Genomic DNA, 23823 nt, shown 5'->3' on the forward strand with positions numbered 1-23823 from the left:
ATTCACGAAATCGCCGGCCCCGCCCGCAGACAATTCGAAGGGGCACGGCTGTGCAGGCAAATGCCGCAATGGATCACGGCTTTGCCGTGTCCCGACCGACGCTGTCAGGACACTCCGAGGACAAGAAAGCGTACGTTAATGACAAAGGTTCGTTGTGGATCCCACCGCGGCTTGTCTTCAATCAGCAATCCGCCATCAGAAATCAGCAATTCATTCAGCCGCCTAGCCGGGTAAGGGTCAACATTCAGCATTTTTTCCTGCCCCTTTCTTTCCAATCTGCTGTAAGATATTCCCATGTCCAATTCACCTTCCTCCTCCACACGCATCACGCCGCGGGCCTGGTTCGTCATGGCCGCGCTGGCCATCACCGGGCAAATCGCCTGGGCGGTCGAAAACTCGTGGTTCAACACCTTCGTCTACGACACCATCACCCCCGACCCGCGTCCGGTGGCCTGGATGGTGGCGTGCAGCGCCATCACCGCCACGCTGACCACGCTGCTGATGGGCACGCTCAGCGACCGGGCGCACACGCGCTGGGGCCGCCGCCGGCCGTTCATCCTGTTCGGCTACATTTGCTGGGGTATCTCCACCATCCTCTTCCCCACCGTGGCCTACATCAAGGTCACCAGCGTGGCCGTGGTGATGGTGGTGCTGGCCGATTCGCTGATGACCTTCTTCGGCTCCACCGCCAACGACGCCGCCTTCAACGCCTGGACGGCGGATATCGCTGCCAGCGATCAGCGCGGCCGGGTGGAGGGCGTGCTCAATCTGAGCGTGTTCATCGCGCAGATCGTGGCCATGGTGGCGGCGGGTATGCTGATCGACAGTGTGGGGTATTTCATTTTCTTCTACGCGCTGGGCGCGATTGTGCTGGTGGTGGGCTGGGTGGCCGGCAGCCTGTTGCGCGAACCGCCGCAGCCCGCGGTGGATGTACACCAACGCTCGTTTTGGGCCGAGTTTGGTGAGTTGTTCAGCCTGGATACGCTCAGGCAGAACCGCGCCCTGTTTATTCTGCTGCTCTTCATCATGATTACCAGTATCGGCATGCAGATTTCGTTCCCCTACATGATCGTTTATCTGCTGAATTATGTGGGCATCACCAAGACGGATTTCAGCATCGTCGGCGGGGCGGTGATGGTGGGCAGCGCCCTGGTGGCCATCCCCTTCGGCATGCTGGCCGACCGCTGGAATAAGCGCGCCATGATGGCGATTGCGCTGGTGGTCAGCAGCCTGGGCGGGATTCTGCTCTCGCTGGTGAAGACACTGCCGCTGCTGGCGACGGCGGGTTTCCTGTGGCAGGGTTTTGCGGTGGCCGTTTCGGTGGCCTCCGTGGCCTGGTTGAAGGACCTGCTGCCCGAACAAAACCGCGGCAAATTCCTGGGCATCCGCATGATCTTCTGGATCGCCATCCCCATGATCATCGGCCCGGCCATCGGCTCGGCCTTGATTCAGGCTTACGGCATCCCCACTGTCTCCAACGGCGAGGCCGGCTTCATCCCGGTGCCCATCATCTTCCAGGTGGGCTCACTGGTATCCCTGCTGGGACTCCTGCCCTTATTCTTTACAGGTAAAAAGCATGCGAATCGCCTCCCTTCTGCCTGATTTCTGGTACGAACGCCAGCAGGTCAACGCGCAGCAGGCCATCTTTCATCAGTGGCGCCAGCTCGAAGCCTCGGGCTGTATCGAAAACTTCCGCATCGCCGCCGGTCTGAGCGACGGGCTGCGTGAAGGCTGGTTCTTTGCCGATTCAGACGCATACAAATGGCTGGACGCGGCCGTGCGCATCCTGCGCGACCGGCCCGATCCTCACCTGGCAGAGCTGGCGGACGGGTTCATCGATCTGCTGGCGCGCGCGCAAATGCCGGACGGTTACCTGTTCACCTACAACCAGATCCATTTTCCGGGTGTCCGCTGGCGCAATTTACAGATCGAACACGAACTGTACTGCCACGGCCACCTGATCGAGGCCGGCGTCTCGCATTTCGAGGCCAGCGGGCGGACGGACCTGCTGGCGGTCGCCCGGCGCGCGGCCGACCGGATCGTGGCCGATTTTCGCGGCCAGGGCGCCGCTTACACCCCCGGGCATGAGGAGATCGAGATCGCGCTGCTGCGGCTGCATGCCATCACCCCGGGGGATACCGATTACCTGGGCATGGCCCGCCAGTTCCTCGAGCGGCGCGGGCGGGCCTGGTTTCTGGGCGTCGATCTCTTCCGGCAATTGTCCGATTCCAACCGGCGGCTGGCTTTTGTGAAGCAGCAAAAGCAGGATTACCGGGCCACCCACCCCGATTTCAAGCCCTTCGAACTGCCGCCCGGGAACAAATCCATCCGGCCGGGCAACATCATGCTGCGCTGGTACGTTTCGGTATTGAACGGCAAGTATTTTCAGCAGCACGCCCCCATTCGCCGGCAGTGTGTGCCAGAGGGGCACGCGGTGCGCTTTGCCTATCTCGAAACCGCCACAGCGATGCTTGCGCGCGCCACCGGCGACCGTTCGCTGCTACCGGCGCTGGAAGCAGCCTGGGAGCGCATGGTGACGCGGCGCATGTACGTCACCGGAGGCATCGGTTCGCTGCCCGTGCTGGAGGGCTTCGGCAACGACGACGAACTGGATCCCGAATACGCCTACGCTGAGACATGCGCGGCGCTGGGCAGCCTGTTCTGGAACTGGCAGATGGCTCAGATCACCGGCGCGGCAAAGTACAGCGACCTGTTCGAATGGCAGCTCTACAACGCCGCCGCTGTGGGCATGGGACTGGACGGGACAGGCTATCTGTACAATAATCCGCTGGCCTGCCGCGGCGGGGTGACGCGCAAACCCTGGTACGCGGTGCCGTGCTGCCCGTCCAATCTTTCGCGCACCTGGGCCGATCTGGGCGGCTACATATATACCAACAACGCGGACAGCCTGAGCGTGCACCAATATATCAGCAGCAGCTTTACAGACGGGCCGCTGAATCTGGAGATGCGCTCGGAACTGCCCTGGCAGGGTCATGTACGCCTGACGGTGAAGGCGGTCCGCGGACCTGAGCCGGTCGCGCTGCGGCTGCGTTTGCCGGCCTGGGCGGCGGGGATGCGCACCCGCGTCAACGCCCAACCCGCCGAGGCTTTTCCCTTGCCGGTCCGTTCGGATGAACCGACCGACGCGGGCTACGATCCGCGCAAGGCTGTTTTCGTCCCGCTCGAGCGAGCCTGGTCGGTGGGAGATGTCGTTGAGATTGATTTCGACATGCCGGTGCGGCTGCTGCGCGCCCACCCGCGCGTCAAAGGTCACGACGGCAGGGTCGCCGTCACGCGCGGTCCGCTGGTTTACTGCCTGGAGGACTGCGACAACCTGGGCGTGGATCTTTTCGACGCGCGCCTCGATCCAGAATCGCTTTCGTGGGTCGAGGATGAGGCGCTGCTGGGCGGCATCGTCAAACTGGTTGGCAGGACCGTGGATGGTCAAGCGCTGACCTTTATTCCCTACTTCCTGTGGGGCAACCGCGGCCCGTCGCAGATGACAGTGTGGGTGAAAGAGGGATAACCACGGAGACACGGAGTCCACGGAGGAAGAGAAGAAAACAGCCACAGAGTTCACAGAGGACACAGAGGGGAAAAAAGAAGAAGAAAAAACAAGGAATTCTCTCTTCTTTTCTATGAATCTTCTCCGTGTCCTCCGTGTCTCTGTGGTGAATCCCTCTTTATTAGGAGCTAAATTTGTCAATCGAACCTTTACGCACTCCCTGGGTGCCCGATAGCCCGATCCCGCTGCCCGAATACCCGCGCCCGCAGATGACACGCCCGCACTGGGCCAACCTGAACGGCGCCTGGCAGTACGCCATCCTGCCCAAAGATGCCCCAGCGCCGCAGACCTTCGACGGCGAGATTATGGTGCCGTATGCGGTCGAGTCGCTGCTCTCCGGTGTGCAGAAACCCCTGCTGCCGGAACAGCGGCTGTGGTATCGACGCAACTTCAGCGATCCGCGCCCACAGTGGAGCGATGCCCACGTTTTATTGCACTTCGGCGCGGTGGATTACCTGTGCCGGGCCTGGCTGAATGGCGTTGAACTGGGCCAGCACCGCGGCGGTTACCTGCCCTTCACCTTCGACATTACGGACGTGCTTCGGGAGGGTGATAACGAACTGCTGGTCTCGGTCTGGGACCCGACCGACGCGGGCTTGCAACAGCGCGGCAAGCAGGTCCTCAAACCCGGCGGCATCTGGTACACGCCCGTTTCCGGCATCTGGCAGACCGTCTGGCTGGAGGGTGTGCCGGCGGTGAGCATCGCGGGCCTGAAATTAACGCCCGACCTGGACTGGCAGACGCTGCAGGTCGAGGTGCGCCTGCGCGGCGGAACGTACGCGGTGGACCTGTGCCTGGAGGTCGAAGCCATGGACGGTGGCCAGGTGGTGGCCAGCGGCGCCTGCCCGGCGGATAAACCCCTGCGCCTGAATATTCCCGGCTCGCACGCCTGGAGCCCGGACGACCCGCACCTTTATGATCTGCGGGTGCGCCTGGTGCAGGCCGGGAATGTGCTGGATGAAGTCGGCAGTTACTTTGCCATGCGCAAGTTCGGACTGGCCGCCGACGGCGCGGGCCACCTGCGCTTCACGCTCAACGACCGGCCGCTGTTCCTCTACGGCCCGCTGGATCAGGGTTACTTCCCGGACGGCCTGTACACGCCGCCCAGCGAGGCAGCCATGCTCTACGACATCGAGTACGTGCGCAATCTGGGCTGCAACATGATCCGCAAGCACATCAAAGTCGAGCCACTGCGCTGGTATGCCGCCTGCGACCGTCTGGGTATGATCGTCTGGCAGGATATGCCCAACGGCGGGCGCATCGACGGCATGCCGGTGGCGATCGCCGCCCAGGCGTTCGGCTTCTGGCGCAGCGACCGGCGCTGGTTGAGCCGTTTCGGCCGCGCCGAGGAGGCCAACCGGGTCGAATATCGCGCCGACCTGCAGGCCATGGTCGATCATCTGTACAACGCCGCCTGCCTCGCCGTGTGGGTACCCTTCAACGAGAGCTGGGGGCAGTTTCATGCCAAAGAAACCGCCCAATGGCTCAAGGGCTACGATCCCACCCGCCTGGTGGATCACGCGTCCGGCTGGTTCGACCAGGGCGGCGGCGACTTTCAAAGCAAGCACATCTATTTTAAAAAGCTTTCCCGTCCCCGGCCCGACCGGCGCGCCTTCGTCATCTCCGAATTCGGCGGTTACAGCCTGACGACGCCCGGCCACGTTTGGGATGTGACCCAGAAGTTCGGCTATCGTTTCTATGACACGCCCGAAGAATTGACAGCCGCCTACCTGAAGCTGTTGGAAGAGGAACTCCTGCCGCTCATTCCGCAGGGTTTGACCGCGGCGATCTACACCCAGACCACGGACGTGGAAATCGAGATCAACGGCTACCTGACCTACGACCGCAAGGTTGAAAAGATGGACGCCGAGGCGGTTCGTAAAGCGCACGAGAAATTGATTAATTCACAGGGATGAAGAATTCACAGGATAGGCAGGATGTTCAGGATTGGAATCTTCGCGTAGGTCGGGTTGAGGGACGAGCAATCAAGATTGTGGCCGGTGAAAAGTATCGTTGAGTTTGGATGGCCTGTCCCGAAACCCGACGTTATGGCCACGATTATGCAATGTCGGTTCTTCAGGGCGATATAGGCTATTCCGACACATTTCTCTATCCCGCCCCTCCGCCCATCCAGGGTAGGACCGACCTGTAAAATTGAGTTATCGAAGGAATTTCAGTGTGTGCCGCCCACCCGGCCTTTACGGAATTCCCGCATTAATTAAGCTTGCAGAATTCACTCGTTGCGCTGTATGACACATTCATGAAACCCCAATCGCCGATGTGGCCTTTGAGGACATCCGGATAATCGGTATCCAGGATCTTAACCGCTTCTAGACAGGAGGTCATGGCCTTGTGGGTAACTTCGTATTGCGTGGCAAACTCCTTCGCCACAACGACAAATTCGTTGCCCGGCGTGCCGTCCGGAAAAGATTCGCTCATCTCATGAATGACCTCATCCGCCATATCGACCCGATTTTGCGAAAACCAGATCACCACGATGCGGAAAAACGCAAAGGCCTTTTGGTAAGGCTCGGCTAATTCCGTTTGATTTTCAGTCAATTCATAAGTTGTGAAATAGCTGGAAAGATTCGAGTCTCTGGCAGCAATTTCATAATATGCAATCGCCATCATCAGATTGCCCTTCTTGGATGCGTCAGCACCATCTCCAAGATAATGGACCCGATCGTCACCTGGCGGTAGATCGGAATAAGAATACTCAAAATTCTTTCCATTCCAGGCAAATACATCTATTTCGTCCCGGCTTGCACCGCCCCAGAACCCTGTCGAATTTCCAGTCAGGACCAAAACCTCTTTGGTTCCATCGCCATCCTGGTCATCCAGCATGATCTCGCTACCGACTAGGCCACCGCCAAGAAATATTTCTTTCCATTGATTTTCGCGCCACCCGAATGCATAATATTTCGTTCCCCATCCAATAGTCGCCCTGATTTTGACAATGATAAATGGAAGTTCCTTTTCAAAAATTTGTTCTACGAACAGAATGTCACCAGAAGAGACATCCTCAGTTTGAAAGGATTGGACCAGTCGATACGCATTTGTACTGCATTGGTAAATATTTATAAGATTTATATCGTCCGAAGGCGAGCCTTCGTTAATTATTGTAATTGACCCGCTCACAACAATTTCTTCCAGCGCATCCCCGTCCAAATCCGCAACCGCTGCGCTGACTCTGAGCAAATCCGTGGATGCAAGCAGCGATTTCAGGCTGGCAGGATCTCCTCCATGGTTTACATAATCCAAAATGGCGGCATCCAGCTCAACCAGGTTGCTGTAGCCTTTGAGTTCAGCGCCGCCGGTCAAGACCGGGCATCTGTGTTCCGGGGTGGGTGTTGAGGTTGCCTTCATCTCAGGCGTGTTCGTTTTCGTCTGGATTGCCCTGGTCGCTGTGCCTGTCGCTAGGACTGGCGGAATATTTTGGCCAGGAGCACAGGCCGCTAACGCTATCATTGCCATGAGTAGAAAGAAAATAACGGGATGAAAATTATTACGATAATATTTCATCTTTTTTGCCTGTTTTCGAGTCACAAATAGGTCGGAAAACTGGCTGGCAAACTGAAACGATTTTTATTGATACGCTTTATTTAAGCCATCATTTTCCATTATACAATTGCTTTTTTAACCCATGAAATAAACCTCTCACCCTTAACGGCCCCATTGTCAGGATTGGGTCGCAGGGGAGGCTGGTATGAATTGTCAATGGACCTATGTTTCCCCGAAGACCCGGCGTTATGGCCGCCCGGTGGATTTGGGCACGGCGGATGGGATCAAGGAGCGCTGCCGTTCCCGCATTTTGGCGGAAAGCATCGATGTCGCCTGGACTTTAATCGGACCGGAGGACGGATTTACCCCCAATAAAAGCATTGTTGAATTCACTTCTCGATAAAGTAGGTCCTTCTTGATAAACGATTGGGGGATTAGGTCTGGGAGCTTAAGGGTCCAACCCATTTACAAATTCTTCGCCAAAAAGTCTCAATTATCTTAGCTTGAATACCGAGAGGATCTTGGCTCCGTCCAACTCAACTGAATACACTTCCCGATACTCGCTGGGGTAGGACTTCTTCCAGCGATAGTTGATGATCAGGTACCTGGCCTGATCGTCGGCTTCGATTCCAAGCCAGTTCAATCGTTTTTCATCCGCCTCTGGAAGGATGAAAGTATAACCTCCCGGGGTGGTTTCCGAAATATAATCGATGACCGGGCTGGGGTCCGTCCGGCTGATATATTCCAGCCCCTGGCGGTAGGACAGCCCCCAATAATCCAGTTCGTAGCGGCTCTTGAGATCTGCCAGGTTCCCTCCCGCCAGGCGGTTGAAGTACAACTGCTCGTATGGATGCGCCTGGATCATGAAAACGGCGGTGGAGACGAATGTGGCGCCGAGAATGAGAATCAAACCCAGCGAAGCCACATTGAAACGGCCGAATTTGGCGCTCAACTGGGCCAGCGTCTTTTCGAAGCCCCAAAAAGCCAACAACAAAAAAGCCGGATAGATAAAGAACAGGTGCCTCCACGAGTCGTAAAGGACTGATTTCAGAAAAATGACCAGGAGCAGGGGCACGAAAAACCAGGCTGCGATCGCGAGTAATTTCAGCGCCTGGTTTTCAAAGAAACCGCGAACGGTAAAATGGATCCCGGCGATCCACTTGATGGCGCCGGTGAAAAACAGAACCGAATAAAAAATGGGCGTCGAAATCAGGATCCAAACAATCGAGTAGAACCAGGGCAGCTCGGTGGCGGAGTACGAGGTCCCCATGAACAACACGGGGAGATTCCAGCGAAAATGGCTGAACTCGTTGAGCGCCAGGATGAAATTACCGATTGGATTCTTCCACAGGATCGGCCAGAATAGAACGCTGAAAAACGCGAACAGGAGCAGGAACAGGGCCAGTTTTGGCAGACCTGCGCGCATCTTCTTCTTCCAGCCCTCGGGCGAACGCATAAAGCCCACAATCAGGGTGAGGACGGTGAGAAATGGGATCAACAACCCGGCGAGGCGGATGGTGGTGGTAATCGCCGAAGAGACGGCCAGAAAAATCAGATAAACGAATTTTCGCGTGTCCACGTAAACCATGAAGAATGTAAAGCTGATGATAAAGAAAACCAGCAGCGGGATGTCTTTCGTGTTGTAGAAGGCATTGTCGAAGATGCGTGGACTCAGGATCAGGGCGGCCGTACACAGGAGCGCTGTAATCGCGTTCTTGAATATTCTTTTGGAAAGGATGTAAAAGAAAACCGTTCCAACGAAGAAGGTCAGAAATGTGAGGAGGTGCCGCAAGAAGTAGATATCCTGATGGGACGCCGGGGGAAAAAACTTCAGTTCAGCTCCCAGCAGGAAGAGCTCGAAGAATGGGCCGTAGAAGCGGTCTGCCATGCTCACCAGCGGATCTTCGTGCCCCAGGATGAATCTCAGATTGGCCACCCCGATATCTCTCTGGAGCGGTTCATCCCAGGATACGCCGTAATCTCTGTAAATGGAAAGACCGGCGATCAGGAAAACGGAAAACAACAGGATGGGGAGAATATTCTCCCTGAGCTTGCGCAGTGCCAGAGTCATGCTCATTCCTTTGTAGATGGCATCTTGAGCCAGGCCGACCAAAAGCTTTTAATTTGGCTGTAAGGCATCTCGCGTCCGCCTTGCAGCAATTCAGTGACGTTTACTTCTTTTGATTCAAAAATCTTCCAGATATTAGTGAGGGCTAAATGCCCTCATCAGAGCCTCAACCGTCAAGGATAGTTGCCGAACAATTGTACGCGGATTGTGAAAATTGCGGAAGGTTTGCCGGTATGCGACAGAGACTCATTTGGGGCAGTTCTCGAAGACAGGCCCGTTTGCCCTCTTTCGAGACGCGCACCCCGCGTATAATGATTGGAAAACAAGAGGAATGATGCGCAGCGAAAATGAAATGCTGGATTTGATCCTGACGGTCGCCCGCGCCGACGAACGCATCCGCGCCGTGGTGATGAACGGCTCGCGCGCCAACCCAAACGCGCCGCGCGACCTGTTCCAGGATTTCGATATCATTTACCTGGTGCGCGGCAGCAGCGCGCCCTTTCGCAACAATCCGGCCTGGATCCGCCAGTTCGGCGAGCTGATGATCCTGCAACTGCCCGAGGAGATGGGCGATCCGCCGTCTTCCGGTCATTACGATGCGGTTTATCTGGCGCAGTTCGCGGATGGCAACCGCATCGACCTGAGCGTGTATCCTTTGGAGCGCTGGCCTGAGCTGAAAAACGACAGCTTGAGCGTGCTGCTGTTGGACAAGGACGGCAGCATCGGGCCACTGCCGCCGCCGAGTGAAAACAGCTATCTGCCCAAACCTCCGGATGCAAAGGCTTTCGGCGACTGCTGCAACGAGTTCTGGTGGGTTTCGCCTTATGTGGCCAAGGGACTGTGGCGGCGCGAGCTGCCCTATGCCAGAGCGATGTTGGAAATTTACGTGCGCGAGCAGCTTACCAAAATGCTGCGCTGGCAGATCGGCATCCAAACCGAATTCAAGGCCAACCCGGGCAAGGAGGGCAAGTATTTCGAGCGCTACCTGCCGAAAGCGCAGTGGCAATTATTGCTGCAGACCTTTGCCGGCGCCGATGATGATTCCACCTGGGACGCGCTGGAAGCCATGGGCGCGCTTTTCCGTCAGGCGGCGCTGTTCGTGGCCGGGCAGTACGGATTCGATTATCCGCACGGCGACGACGAACGGGTGAGCGCGTTCCTGCGAAAAATTCGGGCGCTGCCGCCGGACGCGAAGGATATCGCCTAAGGACGCCGTCATTTCTTCCGAAGAGGGTAAAGCCATGCCGTTCGATGCCGCAATCGATGAACTCTTGAACCGGGCCTGCCCGTCGATCCGCTACCGCCTGCGCGCTGAAATTCTAAACCAACCGCGCGGAAGCGCTGAAATGCACCGCCTGCAGGCGGAAATTCTGGGGGATGGAGTAGTCAAGGAAGTCGCCGGCTGGCAGCAGCCGGACGGCTGGCTGGCCTGGAATTTTCACGGATCTATGAGCACGGAGTGCGGTATCCGGCTGCTGTGTGAAAAGGGCATGGAACGCGATCAGCCGCTTCTTTCCCGGGCGCTGCACGCGTTGGCCGGCGCCGACCCGATCCGGTTGACGCGCGGCATTGGCAGGGTTGGCGGGCTGCTGGACGATCTGGGGTTGGGAGGGTCGCAGATGATCCGGGCGGCGGTGCTGGCCTACAGCGGCGTCGAAAACCTGCCCGGCGTGCAGGCGCAGATCGAACGCGCGTTGGCCGGGTTCGCGGCCGTGCTGGACGTCCATTCCGAGGCGGATTTATTCGATGTTTACCGCGGAAAACGGGTGATCAGGCCCGGCGTCGCCTGGCCGAGTCTCTATCACCTGCGTTTGCTGGCCTATACGCGGGCCTGGCGCACGCCCCACAGGCTGGACGGGCTGGTGCAAAGCGTGCAGCGCCTGGTGGAGCTTTCGCCTGTTCCGGAATATAACGCCCGGCACGGGTCGCAGCTCATTGCGCCGGCTTCCTTCTGCATGCACGATTTCAGGCCGGTCCTGGCGGAACTGGACGCGGCCGGTTGGATGATGGAATTCCAGCGCCTGGAGTTGCTGGCGCGGTTAGGCGTCGTGAGCCGGGTCGCGGCGCTCCAAAACCAGGTGGCCGCGCTTGAGGAAATCCTGGAGGCGGGCGACGGGCTGTTCCGGCTGAAGTTGAACCACGCCTACTTCAAGCAGTGGGGCGCATACACCGGGCTGATGCTTGAATCCGATTGGCGCGAGGCGCAACGCAGGATGTATGATCTGACCTTCCGCAGCCTGTTGATTTTGCATTACGCCCGATCCTAAGGCCGATCGGATATTTTTGCTATACTGAATCCATCATGATCTTCATCTTAGGGGGTTGGGAAACACGCTATGGCCAAAATCTTAATCCTGGGTGGATATGGGCAGACCGGAAAACCATTGGCCCATCATTTACTGCAAGAATCACAGGCCGAGATCGTCCTTGGCGGGCGCAGCCTGGAAAAAGCGGCCGCGTTGGCCGCTCAGCTCAACGCGCAGTATCCCGGCGGGCGCGCCAGCGCCGTCCGCGTGGATGCAGCCAACGCGGAGAGCCTGCGCGCGGCCTTGCAGGGCGTCGATCTGCTGGTGGCAGCTGCGCCGACCATGCGCCATGCCGAAACGGTGGCGCGCGCGGCGCTGGAGGCGGGCGCGGATTACCTGGACGTGCAGTTGGATTCCGGCAAGCTGGCCGTCCTGCGGGCGTTGGCGCCGGAAATTGAGCGCGCCGGGCGCTGCTTCATCACCGAGGCGGGTTTTCACCCCGGGCTGCCGGCGGCGATGGTGCGGTATGCGGCGGCGCGTCTCGATCGCCTGGATACCGCGATCACAGCCGCTTATTTGAACATGGGCCGGAACCTGCCTTATTCGGAAGCAGTCGATGAACTGATGCAGGTCTTTCAGAACTACCAGGCGCAGGTATTTAAGAACGGTGCCTGGACGAAGGCCGGTTCGTACGAGATGCGCCAGGTGAATTTTGGCGGCGAGATCGGCGAACGGCGCTGTTATTCGATGTTCTTCGAAGAACTACGCGAATTACCGCACCTGTACCCGTCGTTGCGTGAAGTCGGCTTTTTTATTGCCGGTTCTGATTGGGCGACCGATTGGGTCATTACCCCGATTGTCATGCTGGGACTCAAACTGGCGCCAAAACGCGGCATCCGGCCGATGGGTAAATTGATGTGGTGGAGCATGCAAACCTTCAGCCGCCCGCCTCATATCGTCTTGTTGAAGGTCATCGCAAACGGAGAAAAGGATGGACGCACGGCTTGCGTGCAGGTCGCTCTCAGCCACCCGGATGGCTACGAACTGACGGCCATCCCGGTGGCGGCCTGCCTGCTGCAGTGGCTGGACGGCTCAGTGCGCCGCCCCGGCCTGTGGATGATGGGACATCTGGCCGAGCCGCAGCGCCTGTTCGCGGATATGCGGCGTATGGGGGTGAAGGTGGAAGAAAGATAACAGGGATGGGGAGGATGAAGAGGATTATTAAGAAAGAAACCATCCTCTAGATTGCCAATGACGAATGCACCCGCTGAAACCATGAAAAGTGTAGATCATTTCAAGTTCGCGCGCTGGTTCGCGCGGCTGGCCGTGGCGACGGTGTTCGCCCTGAATGTAAGCTGCGCGCTGCTCTTCATTTTTCAGCCGCAGAATTACACCGGCGGGTTCGAAGTCTCCGGTGTGGCCGGCGAGGCGGTCGTGCGCGGTTACGGGATCCTGTTTCTGATGTGGAACGTCCCTTATCTCCTGGTCATCCTGCAGCCGCAGCGTCACAAAACGTTGTTCGGGGTAGTGCTGGCCCAGCAGGCCATCGGCGTGCTGGGCGAGAGCTGGATGTGGCTGGCGCTGCCGCCGGGGCACGCCGCGTTGAGCGCCACCGGGCTGCGGTTCATTTTCTTCGACGGCGGCGGGTTGATCTGGATGGGCGCGGCGTTCCTTGGGTTGAGGACCGCCAACCGGTCGCAGTAACGCATTTCCTCGTAGCGGTCGGCCTGCGTGCCGACCCAACGCCCGAAGAGCGGCATCCTACGGGTGTAGGCACGCCGGTCCGTCGCAACGATCGTCAACTGCGATTGGGACGCTGGCGGATCGAGATCAACATGAAGACCAGCGCGACCAGGGCCAACGGCAGCCAGATGAAGGGTTCGAAGCCGGTCAGTCCCCGGGCCGGCGTGGGCGTGACGGTCGGGGTGAAGAGGGGTTTCCCGGTCGGGGTGATGGATGTGGCGCTGGGCTGTAAAGCCGCCGCCGTGCTTGTGGCGCTCAGGGCCTGTTGAGTGGCCTGTCGCGCAGCCCCGTCCGCCGTGGCGGTCTGGTCGAGAGCAGCCTGGGTGGCGTAGGGAGCGGCCTCGGTCTGGAGCGATTGAATCTCGGCGTTGATCTGGATCAGATCGGCGTTTTCCGGAAACAGGCTCAACCCGCGGCTGACCAGATCGCACAATTCCGGCGGGCAGACGCCTTTGAACATCAGGCTGGACCAGCCGCCGGTGCGCATCAACCAGCGGGCATATTCGGCGTAAATCTCCGCGCGCTGCGGGGCCAATTCCAACGCGCGCCGGTAGGCGACGTTGGCCTGATCTGCCAGGGTAACCCCGCCGCCGTGCTGGCCGACCGATTTGACAATCATCACGGCACCCTGGATGGCGTTGGCCAGTTCCAGTTGCGCGTCGGCCGAATCCGGGCTGTTGGCGGCCTGGGCGCGCGCCCGCACCAGGGCGCGGTAGCGCTCGGGTTCGAGCACGTCCACGTAGATGTTGTCCTTTGCGCCGGGTTCCAGATCGGTCAATTCCCAGTGAATCACGTTGTTTTCGATGCTGTAACCGGTCGGCTGCGGCGCGATGGGCAGGCCTTCGATGGATTTTCCGGACAGCGAGACGCTTTCGGCGGTGACCGTATCCGGCAGGTACACGTTGATCACAGCTTTGCCGATGCTATCCTTCCAGCCGGCGCCGGTCTGCAGGATGTACTCGAAACCGCCGAAAGGCCGCCGTCCGCTGGGATAGAGCGTGTAATTAACCCGCACGGTCACGTCCTTGCCGGCTGGGAAGGTCATCCCGAAGCGCGCCCAGGCGCTTTGCTGGGCCGGGTCGCTCACGTCCGGTGCCTGCACCTGTTCGGTCGCGGTCGGTTGCCCGTCCACCCAGACCTTGAAATCGCTGACGATGTTCTCAGGGGTATAGGGCAGCATGCCGGGGTAGCGCAGCGATGCGGCCAGCGGGAACCACACGTCGAAGGCTTCATCCGCTGTGCCCAGGTTGCGCATGGTGAACACCGCTTCGACCAGCGCGCGCATGTGATAGGCCGGCGACTGCTCGCCGCCTGCCGGGACGGGACGCTCGAAGGATTCGATGGTCAGGTTGACTTCTTCGGCCAGCATGCGCACGTTGGTATCGACGCCCTGCGGCGCCTCCAGCGACGATCCGCCCGGACTGAGCGGCGGCCAACCGATGTCGGCACGGGTTGTGGATGGCGGCGATGAGATCCAGGCAGCGGCCAATAACACCAGCGCCGCGCAAATCTGAAAAATCGATCTGGATTTCATGGCGTACTCCTGACGGCAATTTTCCTCTTTCCCTGTAGTTTCATTTTAAGACATTTCCGGGCGTTGATTCGTTCCATTTTTCCCAAGACTCATACGCCAGATATATCCTGGAACCAAAATCAGTTATGAAAATCACATCAATTTTTAAGTTTTACAATGTATAATAATGGTGAATACTTCAGAAAAATGGCATTTAGTCATTAAAGGTTCGAAAAATGGACGAAAATCGGATTGCAATCCTTACCGACAGCACCTGTGATGTCCCCCAGGCGTTGATCGATCGGTATAATATTAGCGTGATCCCGCACGTGGTGATCTGGGGCAACGAGCAATACCGCGACCGGGTGGACATCCAACCCGAGGATTTTTACAAACGTCTGGTCACGGACCCGCAGCGCCCGACCTCCTCCCAGGCCGGCATTCCGGATTTTACAGAGGCTTATGAAAAGGCGGCCAGCCGCGGCGCGAAGGAAATCATCATCCTGACGGTCAGCAGCGCCATGAGCGGCGCCTACCAAATGGCCCAAAAAGCTGCCCGGCTGGTCAAAATTCCGGTTTCGGTGGTCGATTCCAAAGGCCCGACCATGACGCTGGGCTGGCAGGTGCTGGCGGCGGCGCGCGCCGTCGCCGCCGGACTGGACGTCAAGGGCGTGCTGAACGCGGTGGATGCCGTGCGCAAGAATATGGTCCAGGTGGTGGCGATGGATACGCTCGAATACCTGCAAAAGGGCGGGCGCATCGGCAACGCGGTGAAATGGGTGGGCGGCCTCTTGCAGGTGAAACCCCTGGTTTCGATCAATCACCAGACCGGGCTGGTGGAGCCGGTGGGTCTGGCGCGCACGCACAAAAGCCTGGTGGAAATGCTCTACAGCAAGTTCTTCGACAGCCTGAAGAGCACCGAGAACCTGCATGTGGCCGTTCTGCATGGCAACGTGATGCAGGAAGCCGAGGCTCTGGCCGGGCGCATTCAAAAGGAATTCCATCCCGTCGAACTGCTGGTCAACATCACCGGGCCGGTGCTGGGCATCAATACCGGGCCGGGCGCGCTGGCCTTGTGTGGCTATTCCGAAGGCTGAGACTCCCGGAAGAGTAAAAGACAGTGGACATGGACCTGAGCCGTCTGTGAAAACAGGGGGCTGTTTTGGTTTGACAGCCCGTTGGCCGGCTCTATAATTTTTCTATGTCCCACGAAGCATTCGAACTGAATATCGACGTGCTGGATGTCTCGCAATGCAGTTATGCCGAGCGCATTTGCGCTGCCGCGCTGCAGGGATTGGCCAACCGGGCCGGGCCGCGGCTGTATCTGGATTACGGCACCTACGACGATCCGGCCGCGCGCCGTACCAACGAAGTCTTCATGTCTGACGAATTCTGGTACGGTAAATACCGCGACCTGGTCGGGGCGCAGGACCGCCGCAACCTGGAGTATTACCGCCAGGAACACAGCGCGCGGATCCGCGAGGCCGGGAACCTGGACGAACTGATTCGGAAATACGCCGCCGAATTGAACGGCTGTGTGGTGTGGGACGCGGCCGTTCCCGACACGGTCAACCTGGCGCTGATGCTGGCCGCACAGCAAAATTTGCTGCCGGTGGATGAAACGTTGTTGCCTCGGGTTTCAGCCTGCGGTCTGGAGGTGCGCCAGGACCTGCGCGGCTGTTTCGGCGAGCGGGTGGATCTGTACCGCTGGGCGTTGGAGAACCTGATGCCGGGTTGCAAGCCGGGCTGGTTGGGCTGCATCGAACCCGAATGGCAGCGCCCCGAATTCGTCGATTTTCTGGTCCAGAATAAGGTCTTTATCTACAACCTCTCCAGCCGTGAAAAAGGACTGGGCGGTGACCTGCTGCTCCTGCTGGCGTTCGGACCGGCCTGGCTGCGCGAGGTTCTCTTCGCATTGCGGCTGGATATACTCGTCCGGCGCTACGCGCTGCGTTGGCTGGGGACGCATTCGCCCGAGGTTGGCCTGAACATTCGCATTCAGCAGCGCGCCCGGCGGGAGGCGATCCAGTCGGATGAATTTCCGACGTTATTTGGCTGGCACACCTGCCGCGACGATGAGCTGAGCCTGATGCTGCTGCTCTCGGCCAACGGGCTGCGGCTGGCGCCGGCCCACCTGGCGGGCAACTTTTCGTTTCACAACCGGGTGAAGCCGCTGGACGGCGTCGGCCCCGCGCCGGCGGTCGAAACCCGCCTGGATGAGCAGGGCGTCTACCTCACCTTCACGCTTTCGGACGGCGACCAGTTGATGATGATGAGCACCGCCGAACTGGGCAACTGGTACAGCCCGGCGCGCGGCCGGGTGTGCTTCAATTGGGAGACGCAGCCGCTGCTGGCCGAACTGGCGCCGGCGCTGCTGGAAAAATTCCAGCGTTCCGCCAGCGTCACCGACTGCCTGATCGCCGGTCCTTCCGGGGCGGGCTACGTCGTCCCACCGCTGGCCCCGGACCTGCCGGGCTACCTGCGTGAGACGGTTCGCCTGTGCCAGGCCGCCGGCCTGCGCGTGGCGACCACCTACGTGGCCGACCCGCCGCGGCGCGTGCTCCGCCAGCTTGCCCGTCACGGTGGAGGGCTGGATTTCCTGGCCGGTTACGCCGTGATCCAGCGCAAGCCGCAAACGCGCATCGGCGACTGCGTGGTGATTGCCAATGAAATTCCGGCCGTGAGCCAGATCTGGGACGCGGCCGAACAGACCCTGGCGAACGTGCGCCGGTTGATCGAAGCGCCCGGACCGCGCCCGCGCTTCATCGGCGTGCACCTGTTCGCCTATCGCACCACGATCGAAGACGTGGCGCGCTTCGCCGAGACCCTGCAGGATGCGCACGTGCACATCGTTCGCGCGGATACCTTCCTATCCTTGGCCAAAGGGCATTTGCGGCGCTGACCCGCCACAAGAGAGGGGCACGATGAACGCCAAACTTTCCGCCGGCACCAAAGTGTTTTATGGAATCGCCGACCTGGGCATTTCCATGCTGACCGCTTCGATCCAGTTCTTCCTGCTGTTTTTCTACACCGACATCGCCGGCATCGATCCGGCCCTGGCTGGTTCGGCGCTGCTGGTGGGCAAACTGACCTGGGATGCCATCAACGATCCTTTCTTCGGATTTCTCTCGGACCGCACCCGCAGCCGCTGGGGACGCCGCAAGCCCTACATGCTGTTGGGTGCCATCCCCTTCGGCCTGTCGATCTGGCTGCTGTTCTCGCTGCCGCCGGGCCTGGTGGGGGTGAAGGCGTTTCTGGCCGTGCTGGGTTCCTTCCTGCTGGCGGATACCTTCCAGACCATGGTGAGCGTACCCTATTACGCGCTCTCCGCCGAGCTGACTTACGACTACGACGAGCGCACCTCATTGATCTCGGTGCGCATGATCTTTACCGTGCTGGGGTATATCCTCGGCGCGGCGCTGACCACGGCCGTGGCGGGTTTCTTCATCGGCCTGGGTTGGACGAAGAACGCCGCTTACAGCGGGATGGGCGGGGTGTTCGGCGTGGTCGCTGTCATCACCCTGCTGGTGACAACCTTCGGCGTCAGGGAGCGCCCCAACCCCGACCTGCAGCCGGCGAAAATGCCGGCGCTCTCGCAGATCCAGCACGTGCTGCGCAACCGGCCCTTCGTGCAGTACATGATCATGAGCACCATCATCAGCATCAGCTTCACATTACTGACCAGCCTGCTGCCGTACTATTTGACCTACCAGCTCCAGATGACCGATCAGATTTCCTTCGTCATGTTCGTCATGCTGGCAACCATTGGCGTCTTCCTGCTGCCCTGGCGCTACGCGTCGACCCGGATGAGCAAGGGACCCGCCTATGCGTTGGGTCTGGCGATCGCCTGCGTGGCGATTGGGGTGGCCTTTTTCCTGCCGCCAGGACCCACGCCCATCATCTACGGGGTGGCATTCGTGGCCGGGCTGGGGTTCTCTGCCCAGTACGTCTTCCCGTGGAGCATGGTGCCCGACGTGATCGAGGTGGATCAGGCCAAAACCGGCGAACGCCACGAGGGTATCTACTTTGGCATCAATGCCTTCCTGGGCAAGATGACCGGCGCCCTGGGCATCGCTGCCAGCGGTTGGGCGCTCAAACTGTACGGGTACGTGCCCAACGCGGTCCAAACGCCGCACGCCCTGTTTGGCATCCGTTTTTTCTTCGCCGTGGTGCCGGTGATCGCCTTCCTGGCGGCGCTGCCGCTCTTGATCTGGTACCCGATCAACCGTAAGAATCACGCCGAATTGGTGGCGGGGGTGAAGGAAGCAGATTAGTCTTCGATTGTTTTCAACAATCGGCGAAACCTATTTCCGGACGGCCGGGATATAGGTCATGTGAGCGTTGAAGGCCAGCCAGGTGGCCAGACGGCCGTCGCTCTGAATTTCGTTCCAGATGCCGGCCACATATTCGCCATTGACGGCCATATCCAGCCCGCCGCGGCCGTTCCAATCGGTGGAATGGATGATCTTCTTTCCATTGACCAAATCATAAAAATAAATATCGTCTGCCATGGTCGGAAATCCGCAAATATGCCAGCCGATCACCGGAACCAACCCGTCCACCAGGCCGATCCTGGGATGGCAGGCGTGGTCAGTGCCCGTGTAGAACGGTTCAAGGCGCGAAGGCGTACAGGTGGAACCATTCGGATAACAGGCGGTCATGTAGAGATCACCCTGGTTGATGTGATCGTTATTGTGGGCAGAAAATACGATCCAGACGCGATCGCTGGTGGAGGCGATGGCGGGGCCGCCGTAGAAGTACCAGGATTTGGCCGCTGGTAGGTCGATCGTCTTCAAACCGCCAACGTTTTTACAATCGCTGGGAGCGCAGTAATACAATCTCATCCAATCACTGCTGCTCTCGTCGGCGGCCATGGCGATGTAAAGATACCCATCGTCGGATTCGATGCTGATGGCGGGTGGAAAGAAGGGACCGGTTTCATATTGTAATTCGTGCGCCATATCGACATCCACGGCGCCGTAATTATCGTTGAGATAGCCGGTTTTGCTGTTTCCGGAACCCTGCAGCCAGGCGACGTGCAATGAGCCGGCCGTGCTCACCGCCGCAGCGGGGTTGGTGCGCCGTATGCCGTCATCCGCAACGGGATGGTCGCTGACAAAATGGCAGCCAAAGCCTGCATCACTGATCCGGCAGAAACGCAAGACGCTGCCGGTGGCGTAGTCGTTGGTGACTTCATGAACCGCGTACACCGTATCACCGCGGCTGGCCAGGATGGGCGCCGACAGGCTGTGCGTACCCAGGTCGAGCACCTGCGGATCCATCTGGTCGCTGGTGGTGTACCAGGTGGAACACTCCCGCCCATTGACATTGTTTGCCGGGCAATTCTGCCAGATCATATAGGCCGGGCCCGAGTCGGTGACCACGATGTCCGGGTTGCGGAAGGTATATCCGGAAGCCGGGGTGAAGTACCACAACACCCCCACTTCACCGATATGCGTCATTTCGTAGGTCAATTCACAGGACGGATTGGAACCCGATGGGCATTCGGCGTGCAGGAGGTATTTGGCACCACCCGAATCCACGGCGATCGCCAGTTGCGAATCGGCGGTGGCGCTATGATTGATATCCATCAGCGAACGCGGCGCTGGCTTTGGATAAGAATCGATACAACCCGTCAGCAGCAGGACGCTCAATGCCAGGAACCAGGAAAGGCGACGTTTCATGGCGATCTGTTCCTTGTATTCGTTTAAAATAACTGGTGAAAAGCTGTAACTATTTTACCGAATTATTATGAAAATAGATATCGGATCAATATCGTTAATTGACGGTCTGATTAAAGAACAGCCGTCCGGCTCTGAATCAGGCTGCGGACGGCTGTTGGTCACCTGCCCGGATCGTTCAATAGATGTCGTAAACGGTGTTATAGACGTTGAATTTGCCGGTCGGCGTCACCAGGTTGGGGATGCGCGCCACCTCTTTCAAGGTGGCGTCGTCGTAGATGACGATTTCCCCGGTTTGCCCGGGTTTGCTGGCGTCGCCCCAGACGCTCACCCACACCTGGGTGCCCTGCTTGTTGTATTCGAAGTGCACGGCCCGGCCGTAGTCGGCCACCTGCCAGCACTTGTGGACTGCATCCGGTTGAGCCTTCGCGACGACGCAGATCGTGCGCGCCAGAACCGGATCGGTGTTGAGGGTCATGTCCACCCAGATCCACTTGCTGTCCGGGTGGGTTTTGATGAACAGGCTGCCGTCGCCGGGCAGCGGGGTGGTGCGTACGACCTTCCAGACGTGGTCGGGGTGATTTTCAGGGTCGGTACCGATCGAAACGATGGCGCCGTCGCCCAGGTGTGAGGTGCTCCACACCGGCCCGAACTCGGGATCGATCCAGTTGGCGCCGCGGCCCGGATGGGGGATGGCGTCCGTTTCCACCTTCGCAACCAGCTTTTCTTCCAGCAAATCGATCACCGCGATCTTGTTGGACTGGTTGGCTGCCACCAGGAAGTAGCGTTTGGTCGAATCCAATCCGCCGTCGTGCAGGAAGCGCTCGGCCTCGATCATCTTGATGGTCGGGTTGTTCGGATCGGAGTAGTCGACGATCCATACCAGGCCGGTTTCTTTGATGTTGACGATCCATTCGGGCTTGAAGTGCGAGGCCAGAATGGAAGCCACGCGCGGCTCGGGATGATATTCTTCGGTGTCGTAGGTGTAGCTGCGCGTGCTGACGATCTTGAAGGGTTCGAGAGTCTGACCATCCAGGAAGACGAAGTGCGGCGGCCAATAGCAGCCGACGATGGCGTATTTATCCTCGAAGTTGCCCTTTTCACCGTTGTATTTACTCACCTCGACCGAGCGCGCGTCATAGCAGACCTGCACCTGGGCGACCACGTCCGGCTTTTCCATCCACAGGTCGATCAGGGCCAGCTTGCCGTCGCGCCCGATGACGTAGGCGTAGCGTCCGGTGGCCGACATGCGCGTGATGTGCACGGCATAGCCGCTGTTGACCGTGTTGACGATCTCGTGTGTGTCGCCGTCGATGATGGCCACCTGGCCGGCGTCGCGCAGGGTGACGATGAAGTAATTCTGCCAGTCGCGTTGAGTCTGGGGTTGGGTGGGGCGCTCGGCGGGTGGAACCAGGACTTTCCAGGTCTCTTTCATTTGAGCCAGGGAGTATTCAGGCGGGGTGGGCGGTTCCTGCTGCAGGAATTTGGCCATGATTTCGGTCTGCTCCTGGGTCAGCAGGCCCTGTTTGCCCCAGTCGGGCATCCCGCCGGTGGTGCCGTTGAAGATGATGGCCGCCAGGGCCAACGTGCCCATGGGCTGGGTCACATCCGGGGTGAGCGCCGGGCCGGTGGCGCCCATGCGCAGCGTGCCGTGGCAGCCGGCGCAGCGTTCGAAATAGGTCTGTTTGGCCCAGTCGAAATCCGCCTGGCTTAATTCTGGGGCATTGCCGGCCTGAAGAGTGCTTTGCGGAGTGGCCGTGACTCCGGAGGCCGCGTTTTCCTGCGCGGGCAGGGCCAGCATGTAGCTGACGATTGCGTCAAGTTCGGCGTCGCCAAGCGTTTCTGCCAGGTTGGCGGGCATCAACCCTTTCTGACAGGCTTTTCCGCCGCAATCGGCCGCGATGTAAGCATCCGGTTTGGAGATCGATTCGCGCAGGAAATCCGCAGCCGTTTTGGCCTGGCCGGTATAAGTGCTGGACAAAACGGTTTCCTGGGCGGTCTGGCCGATCGCACTCAAATCCGGCCCGAGCGTTCCCGCCGCTCCCGGCACGCCGGGGATGATGTGACAGGCGCCGCAGCCGCCATCCTTGAATCCCTTCAGCGCCAGATCGCGATCGGTTTGTCCGGAGACCCCGCCGGCTTCTTCTGGCCGCGTACTCACCGGCGGGGCCGGGGTTTGGGTTGCCCGGCCGCAGGCGGAAATGAGAATAAGAACGCCCAGCAGAATAAGGACAAATTTAAGGGATTTCATGGAGGTCTCCTGATATGAGGATCCTGAAATTTGCAGAGATTCGGCGCCGGCAAGAAAAACGGGAATTGTTCTTTATTCTGATTTTAATTATATAGTATTCGAATGTGAAATCTTTGCGCTGGCGCAAAAACAGCCTGAAGCTGAGATCCGCTTCCATACTTCGTTCGGAATCCAGATAGAACCATTCGACTGGGTTGGTCCGCGCGTAGCCTGAAAATTCAGTACAATAAAGAGCGAAAGGGTTGTCATGATTTCAGTGCGTGAATTGGAAGCACATTTTGCGGACCTGCCGCCTGAGTTGCTGGATATCGTGGTGGAGCTGCGCAACCTGGTGGCAGAGATCGCCCCCCAGGCCTGCGAAGAAGTGCGCAGCCGGGGCCTGGTTTATCATTATGCCGGGGGCGGACCGGTCAGCGCCGGAATTTGCGGCATTCACGTCGAGCGGGATCATGTGCGCCTGTATTTCACGCAAGGCGCCTTTATCCCCGATCCGCACGGGCGGCTGGTCGATGAGGGCCGCAAAGCCATGCGTTTTGTTCGGATCGAGTCTTTCGACTCGGCGCCCTGGGATGATCTGCGTGCGCTGATCGAATCCCATGCGCGTTTCAATCCTTACACGCAGACGTTTCGCTCCGCCCGATGACTCGGCGAGAGGACTTCACGTGGATAGCACGGACGAACTGGATGGCATTTTGGCGCTCTGCCCGCCTGAAGTGCGCCATCTGGCGCTGCAAACGCGGGCCTTGATCCGGCATGTCCAGATCACGACCCGGGCCGATCTGAGCACCCCTCGCTTCGGGCGCTCATCGAGGAAGCCGTTAACTTTTAGGTTTACAGAGAGAATATGTTATCGAACCATGATTTGATCAACCGAGCCAAAGCCGTGCTAAACCCGCGCCGGCTGCCGCACGAAAACACTGCCGGAGACGTGGCCTGCGCGCTGGAAAGCGCCAGCGGGAACGTCTACCTGGGGGTGTGCATCGACGTGGGCAGCGGCATGGGCTTCTGCGCCGAGCACGCCGCCATCGCCGCCATGGTCACCGCCGGCGAAACCCGCATCGCCAGAATCGTGGCGGTGTATGGCGAAGATACCGTGCTGGTACTGCCGCCCTGCGGGCGCTGCCGCGAGTTCATGTACGCCATCGACCATGCCAACCTGAACAATACCGAGGTGGTTCTGGGCGAAAACCAGACCATCCGGCTCAAAGAATTGCTGCCGCATCCATACGACGAGGTGTGGGGACCGAACACCTGA

18 protein-coding genes are annotated in these 23823 nt (G+C 59.2%); 13 read left to right on the forward strand and 5 right to left on the reverse strand.

From position 1 onward, the window contains the following. The first annotated feature begins 294 nt into the window (after nt 1–294). From LARV_RS03800 to LARV_RS03810, 3 genes are all read left to right on the forward strand, one after another. A complete protein-coding gene (locus LARV_RS03800) occupies nt 295–1602 on the forward strand; it encodes an MFS transporter (RefSeq protein WP_075072389.1) in 1308 nt (435 codons plus the stop codon). Beyond that, complete coding sequence (locus LARV_RS03805) at nt 1577–3526, forward strand: glycoside hydrolase family 127 protein (protein WP_075072390.1); 1950 nt, start codon at nt 1577–1579, stop codon at nt 3524–3526. The genes LARV_RS03800 and LARV_RS03805 overlap by 26 nt, the downstream gene beginning before the upstream one ends. 173 nt (nt 3527–3699) lie before the next feature. Beyond that, nucleotides 3700–5481 carry a glycoside hydrolase family 2 protein gene (locus LARV_RS03810; protein ID WP_201785870.1) on the forward strand — a complete coding sequence of 594 codons (1782 nt, stop codon included), beginning with the start codon at nt 3700–3702 and terminating at the stop codon, nt 5479–5481. A gap of 298 nt (nt 5482–5779) precedes the next feature. Here LARV_RS03810 and LARV_RS03815 read toward each other — a convergent pair whose 3' ends face one another. Beyond that, on the reverse strand, nt 5780–7087 hold the full coding sequence (locus tag LARV_RS03815; RefSeq protein ID WP_152031683.1) for a hypothetical protein: 1308 nt from the start codon (nt 7085–7087) through the stop codon (nt 5780–5782). Nucleotides 7088–7271: 184 nt separating this feature from the next. On the opposite strand from LARV_RS03815, the gene LARV_RS03820 reads away from it, so the two are divergent. After that, a complete protein-coding gene (locus LARV_RS03820; RefSeq protein WP_075072392.1) occupies nt 7272–7469 on the forward strand; it encodes a hypothetical protein in 198 nt (65 codons plus the stop codon). Between the two features lie 90 nt (nt 7470–7559). Here the strand turns inward: LARV_RS03820 and LARV_RS03825 are convergent, their stop codons facing one another. After that, nucleotides 7560–9137, reverse strand: coding sequence for a glycosyltransferase family 39 protein (locus LARV_RS03825; RefSeq protein WP_075072393.1), 1578 nt, complete (start codon nt 9135–9137; stop codon nt 7560–7562). A gap of 331 nt (nt 9138–9468) precedes the next feature. Here LARV_RS03825 and LARV_RS03830 point away from each other — a divergent pair, with 331 nt between their 5' ends. The 4 genes from LARV_RS03830 to LARV_RS03845 all read left to right on the forward strand — a co-directional run bounded on the left by LARV_RS03830 (nt 9469) and on the right by LARV_RS03845 (nt 13084). Next, entirely contained in the window at nt 9469–10341 is an 873-nt protein-coding gene (locus LARV_RS03830) for an aminoglycoside 6-adenylyltransferase (RefSeq protein WP_075075100.1), read from the forward strand. Between the two features lie 34 nt (nt 10342–10375). Beyond that, complete coding sequence (locus LARV_RS03835) at nt 10376–11401, forward strand: hypothetical protein (protein ID WP_075072394.1); 1026 nt, start codon at nt 10376–10378, stop codon at nt 11399–11401. Between the two features lie 69 nt (nt 11402–11470). Beyond that, nucleotides 11471–12574: a saccharopine dehydrogenase family protein gene (locus LARV_RS03840; RefSeq protein WP_075072395.1), complete on the forward strand. Its 1104-nt coding sequence runs from the start codon at nt 11471–11473 to the stop codon at nt 12572–12574. A gap of 57 nt (nt 12575–12631) precedes the next feature. Then, entirely contained in the window at nt 12632–13084 is a 453-nt protein-coding gene (locus LARV_RS03845; protein ID WP_201785871.1) for a hypothetical protein, read from the forward strand. Between the two features lie 94 nt (nt 13085–13178). Here the strand turns inward: LARV_RS03845 and LARV_RS03850 are convergent, their stop codons facing one another. After that, nucleotides 13179–14657, reverse strand: a complete 1479-nt coding sequence (locus LARV_RS03850) for a hypothetical protein (protein WP_075072396.1) — start codon at nt 14655–14657, stop codon at nt 13179–13181. Nucleotides 14658–14872: 215 nt separating this feature from the next. Here LARV_RS03850 and LARV_RS03855 point away from each other — a divergent pair, with 215 nt between their 5' ends. The 3 genes from LARV_RS03855 (at nt 14873) to LARV_RS03865 (ending at nt 18910) form a co-directional block, all read left to right on the forward strand. Beyond that, nucleotides 14873–15733, forward strand: coding sequence for a DegV family protein (locus tag LARV_RS03855; protein WP_075072397.1), 861 nt, complete (start codon nt 14873–14875; stop codon nt 15731–15733). Between the two features lie 104 nt (nt 15734–15837). Further along, nucleotides 15838–17538, forward strand: coding sequence for a GxGYxYP domain-containing protein (locus tag LARV_RS03860; protein WP_075072398.1), 1701 nt, complete (start codon nt 15838–15840; stop codon nt 17536–17538). Between the two features lie 22 nt (nt 17539–17560). Then, nucleotides 17561–18910 carry an MFS transporter gene (locus LARV_RS03865; protein WP_075072399.1) on the forward strand — a complete coding sequence of 450 codons (1350 nt, stop codon included), beginning with the start codon at nt 17561–17563 and terminating at the stop codon, nt 18908–18910. Nucleotides 18911–18940: 30 nt separating this feature from the next. Here the strand turns inward: LARV_RS03865 and LARV_RS03870 are convergent, their stop codons facing one another. Beyond that, the gene (locus LARV_RS03870; RefSeq protein WP_075072400.1) at nt 18941–20320 is read right to left on the reverse strand and encodes a hypothetical protein; all 1380 of its coding nucleotides are present in this window, start codon (nt 20318–20320) and stop codon (nt 18941–18943) included. A gap of 175 nt (nt 20321–20495) precedes the next feature. Beyond that, the gene (locus tag LARV_RS03875) at nt 20496–22568 is read right to left on the reverse strand and encodes a cytochrome D1 domain-containing protein (protein ID WP_075072401.1); all 2073 of its coding nucleotides are present in this window, start codon (nt 22566–22568) and stop codon (nt 20496–20498) included. Nucleotides 22569–22815: 247 nt separating this feature from the next. Here LARV_RS03875 and LARV_RS03880 point away from each other — a divergent pair, with 247 nt between their 5' ends. Together LARV_RS03880 and LARV_RS03885 are read left to right on the forward strand one after the other, a co-directional pair. Then, nucleotides 22816–23211, forward strand: a complete 396-nt coding sequence (locus LARV_RS03880; RefSeq protein ID WP_075072402.1) for a DUF1801 domain-containing protein — start codon at nt 22816–22818, stop codon at nt 23209–23211. A gap of 201 nt (nt 23212–23412) precedes the next feature. Next, entirely contained in the window at nt 23413–23823 is a 411-nt protein-coding gene (locus tag LARV_RS03885; RefSeq protein WP_075072403.1) for a cytidine deaminase family protein, read from the forward strand.

The organism is Longilinea arvoryzae (assembly GCF_001050235.1).
Lineage (GTDB): Bacteria > Chloroflexota > Anaerolineae > Anaerolineales > Anaerolineaceae > Longilinea > Longilinea arvoryzae.

Coding starts and splice junctions, on each gene's coding strand:
- LARV_RS03800 (WP_075072389.1), top strand. CDS start 295: ATGTCCAATTCACCTTCCTCCTCCACACGCATCACGCCGCGGGCCTGG.
- LARV_RS03805 (WP_075072390.1), top strand. CDS start 1,577: ATGCGAATCGCCTCCCTTCTGCCTGATTTCTGGTACGAACGCCAGCAG.
- LARV_RS03815 (WP_152031683.1), bottom strand. CDS start 7,087: ATGAAATATTATCGTAATAATTTTCATCCCGTTATTTTCTTTCTACTC.
- LARV_RS03820 (WP_075072392.1), top strand. CDS start 7,272: ATGAATTGTCAATGGACCTATGTTTCCCCGAAGACCCGGCGTTATGGC.
- LARV_RS03825 (WP_075072393.1), bottom strand. CDS start 9,137: ATGACTCTGGCACTGCGCAAGCTCAGGGAGAATATTCTCCCCATCCTG.
- LARV_RS03830 (WP_075075100.1), top strand. CDS start 9,469: ATGCGCAGCGAAAATGAAATGCTGGATTTGATCCTGACGGTCGCCCGC.
- LARV_RS03835 (WP_075072394.1), top strand. CDS start 10,376: ATGCCGTTCGATGCCGCAATCGATGAACTCTTGAACCGGGCCTGCCCG.
- LARV_RS03840 (WP_075072395.1), top strand. CDS start 11,471: ATGGCCAAAATCTTAATCCTGGGTGGATATGGGCAGACCGGAAAACCA.
- LARV_RS03845 (WP_201785871.1), top strand. CDS start 12,632: ATGACGAATGCACCCGCTGAAACCATGAAAAGTGTAGATCATTTCAAG.
- LARV_RS03850 (WP_075072396.1), bottom strand. CDS start 14,657: ATGAAATCCAGATCGATTTTTCAGATTTGCGCGGCGCTGGTGTTATTG.
- LARV_RS03855 (WP_075072397.1), top strand. CDS start 14,873: ATGGACGAAAATCGGATTGCAATCCTTACCGACAGCACCTGTGATGTC.
- LARV_RS03860 (WP_075072398.1), top strand. CDS start 15,838: ATGTCCCACGAAGCATTCGAACTGAATATCGACGTGCTGGATGTCTCG.
- LARV_RS03865 (WP_075072399.1), top strand. CDS start 17,561: ATGAACGCCAAACTTTCCGCCGGCACCAAAGTGTTTTATGGAATCGCC.
- LARV_RS03870 (WP_075072400.1), bottom strand. CDS start 20,320: ATGAAACGTCGCCTTTCCTGGTTCCTGGCATTGAGCGTCCTGCTGCTG.
- LARV_RS03875 (WP_075072401.1), bottom strand. CDS start 22,568: ATGAAATCCCTTAAATTTGTCCTTATTCTGCTGGGCGTTCTTATTCTC.
- LARV_RS03880 (WP_075072402.1), top strand. CDS start 22,816: ATGATTTCAGTGCGTGAATTGGAAGCACATTTTGCGGACCTGCCGCCT.
- LARV_RS03885 (WP_075072403.1), top strand. CDS start 23,413: ATGTTATCGAACCATGATTTGATCAACCGAGCCAAAGCCGTGCTAAAC.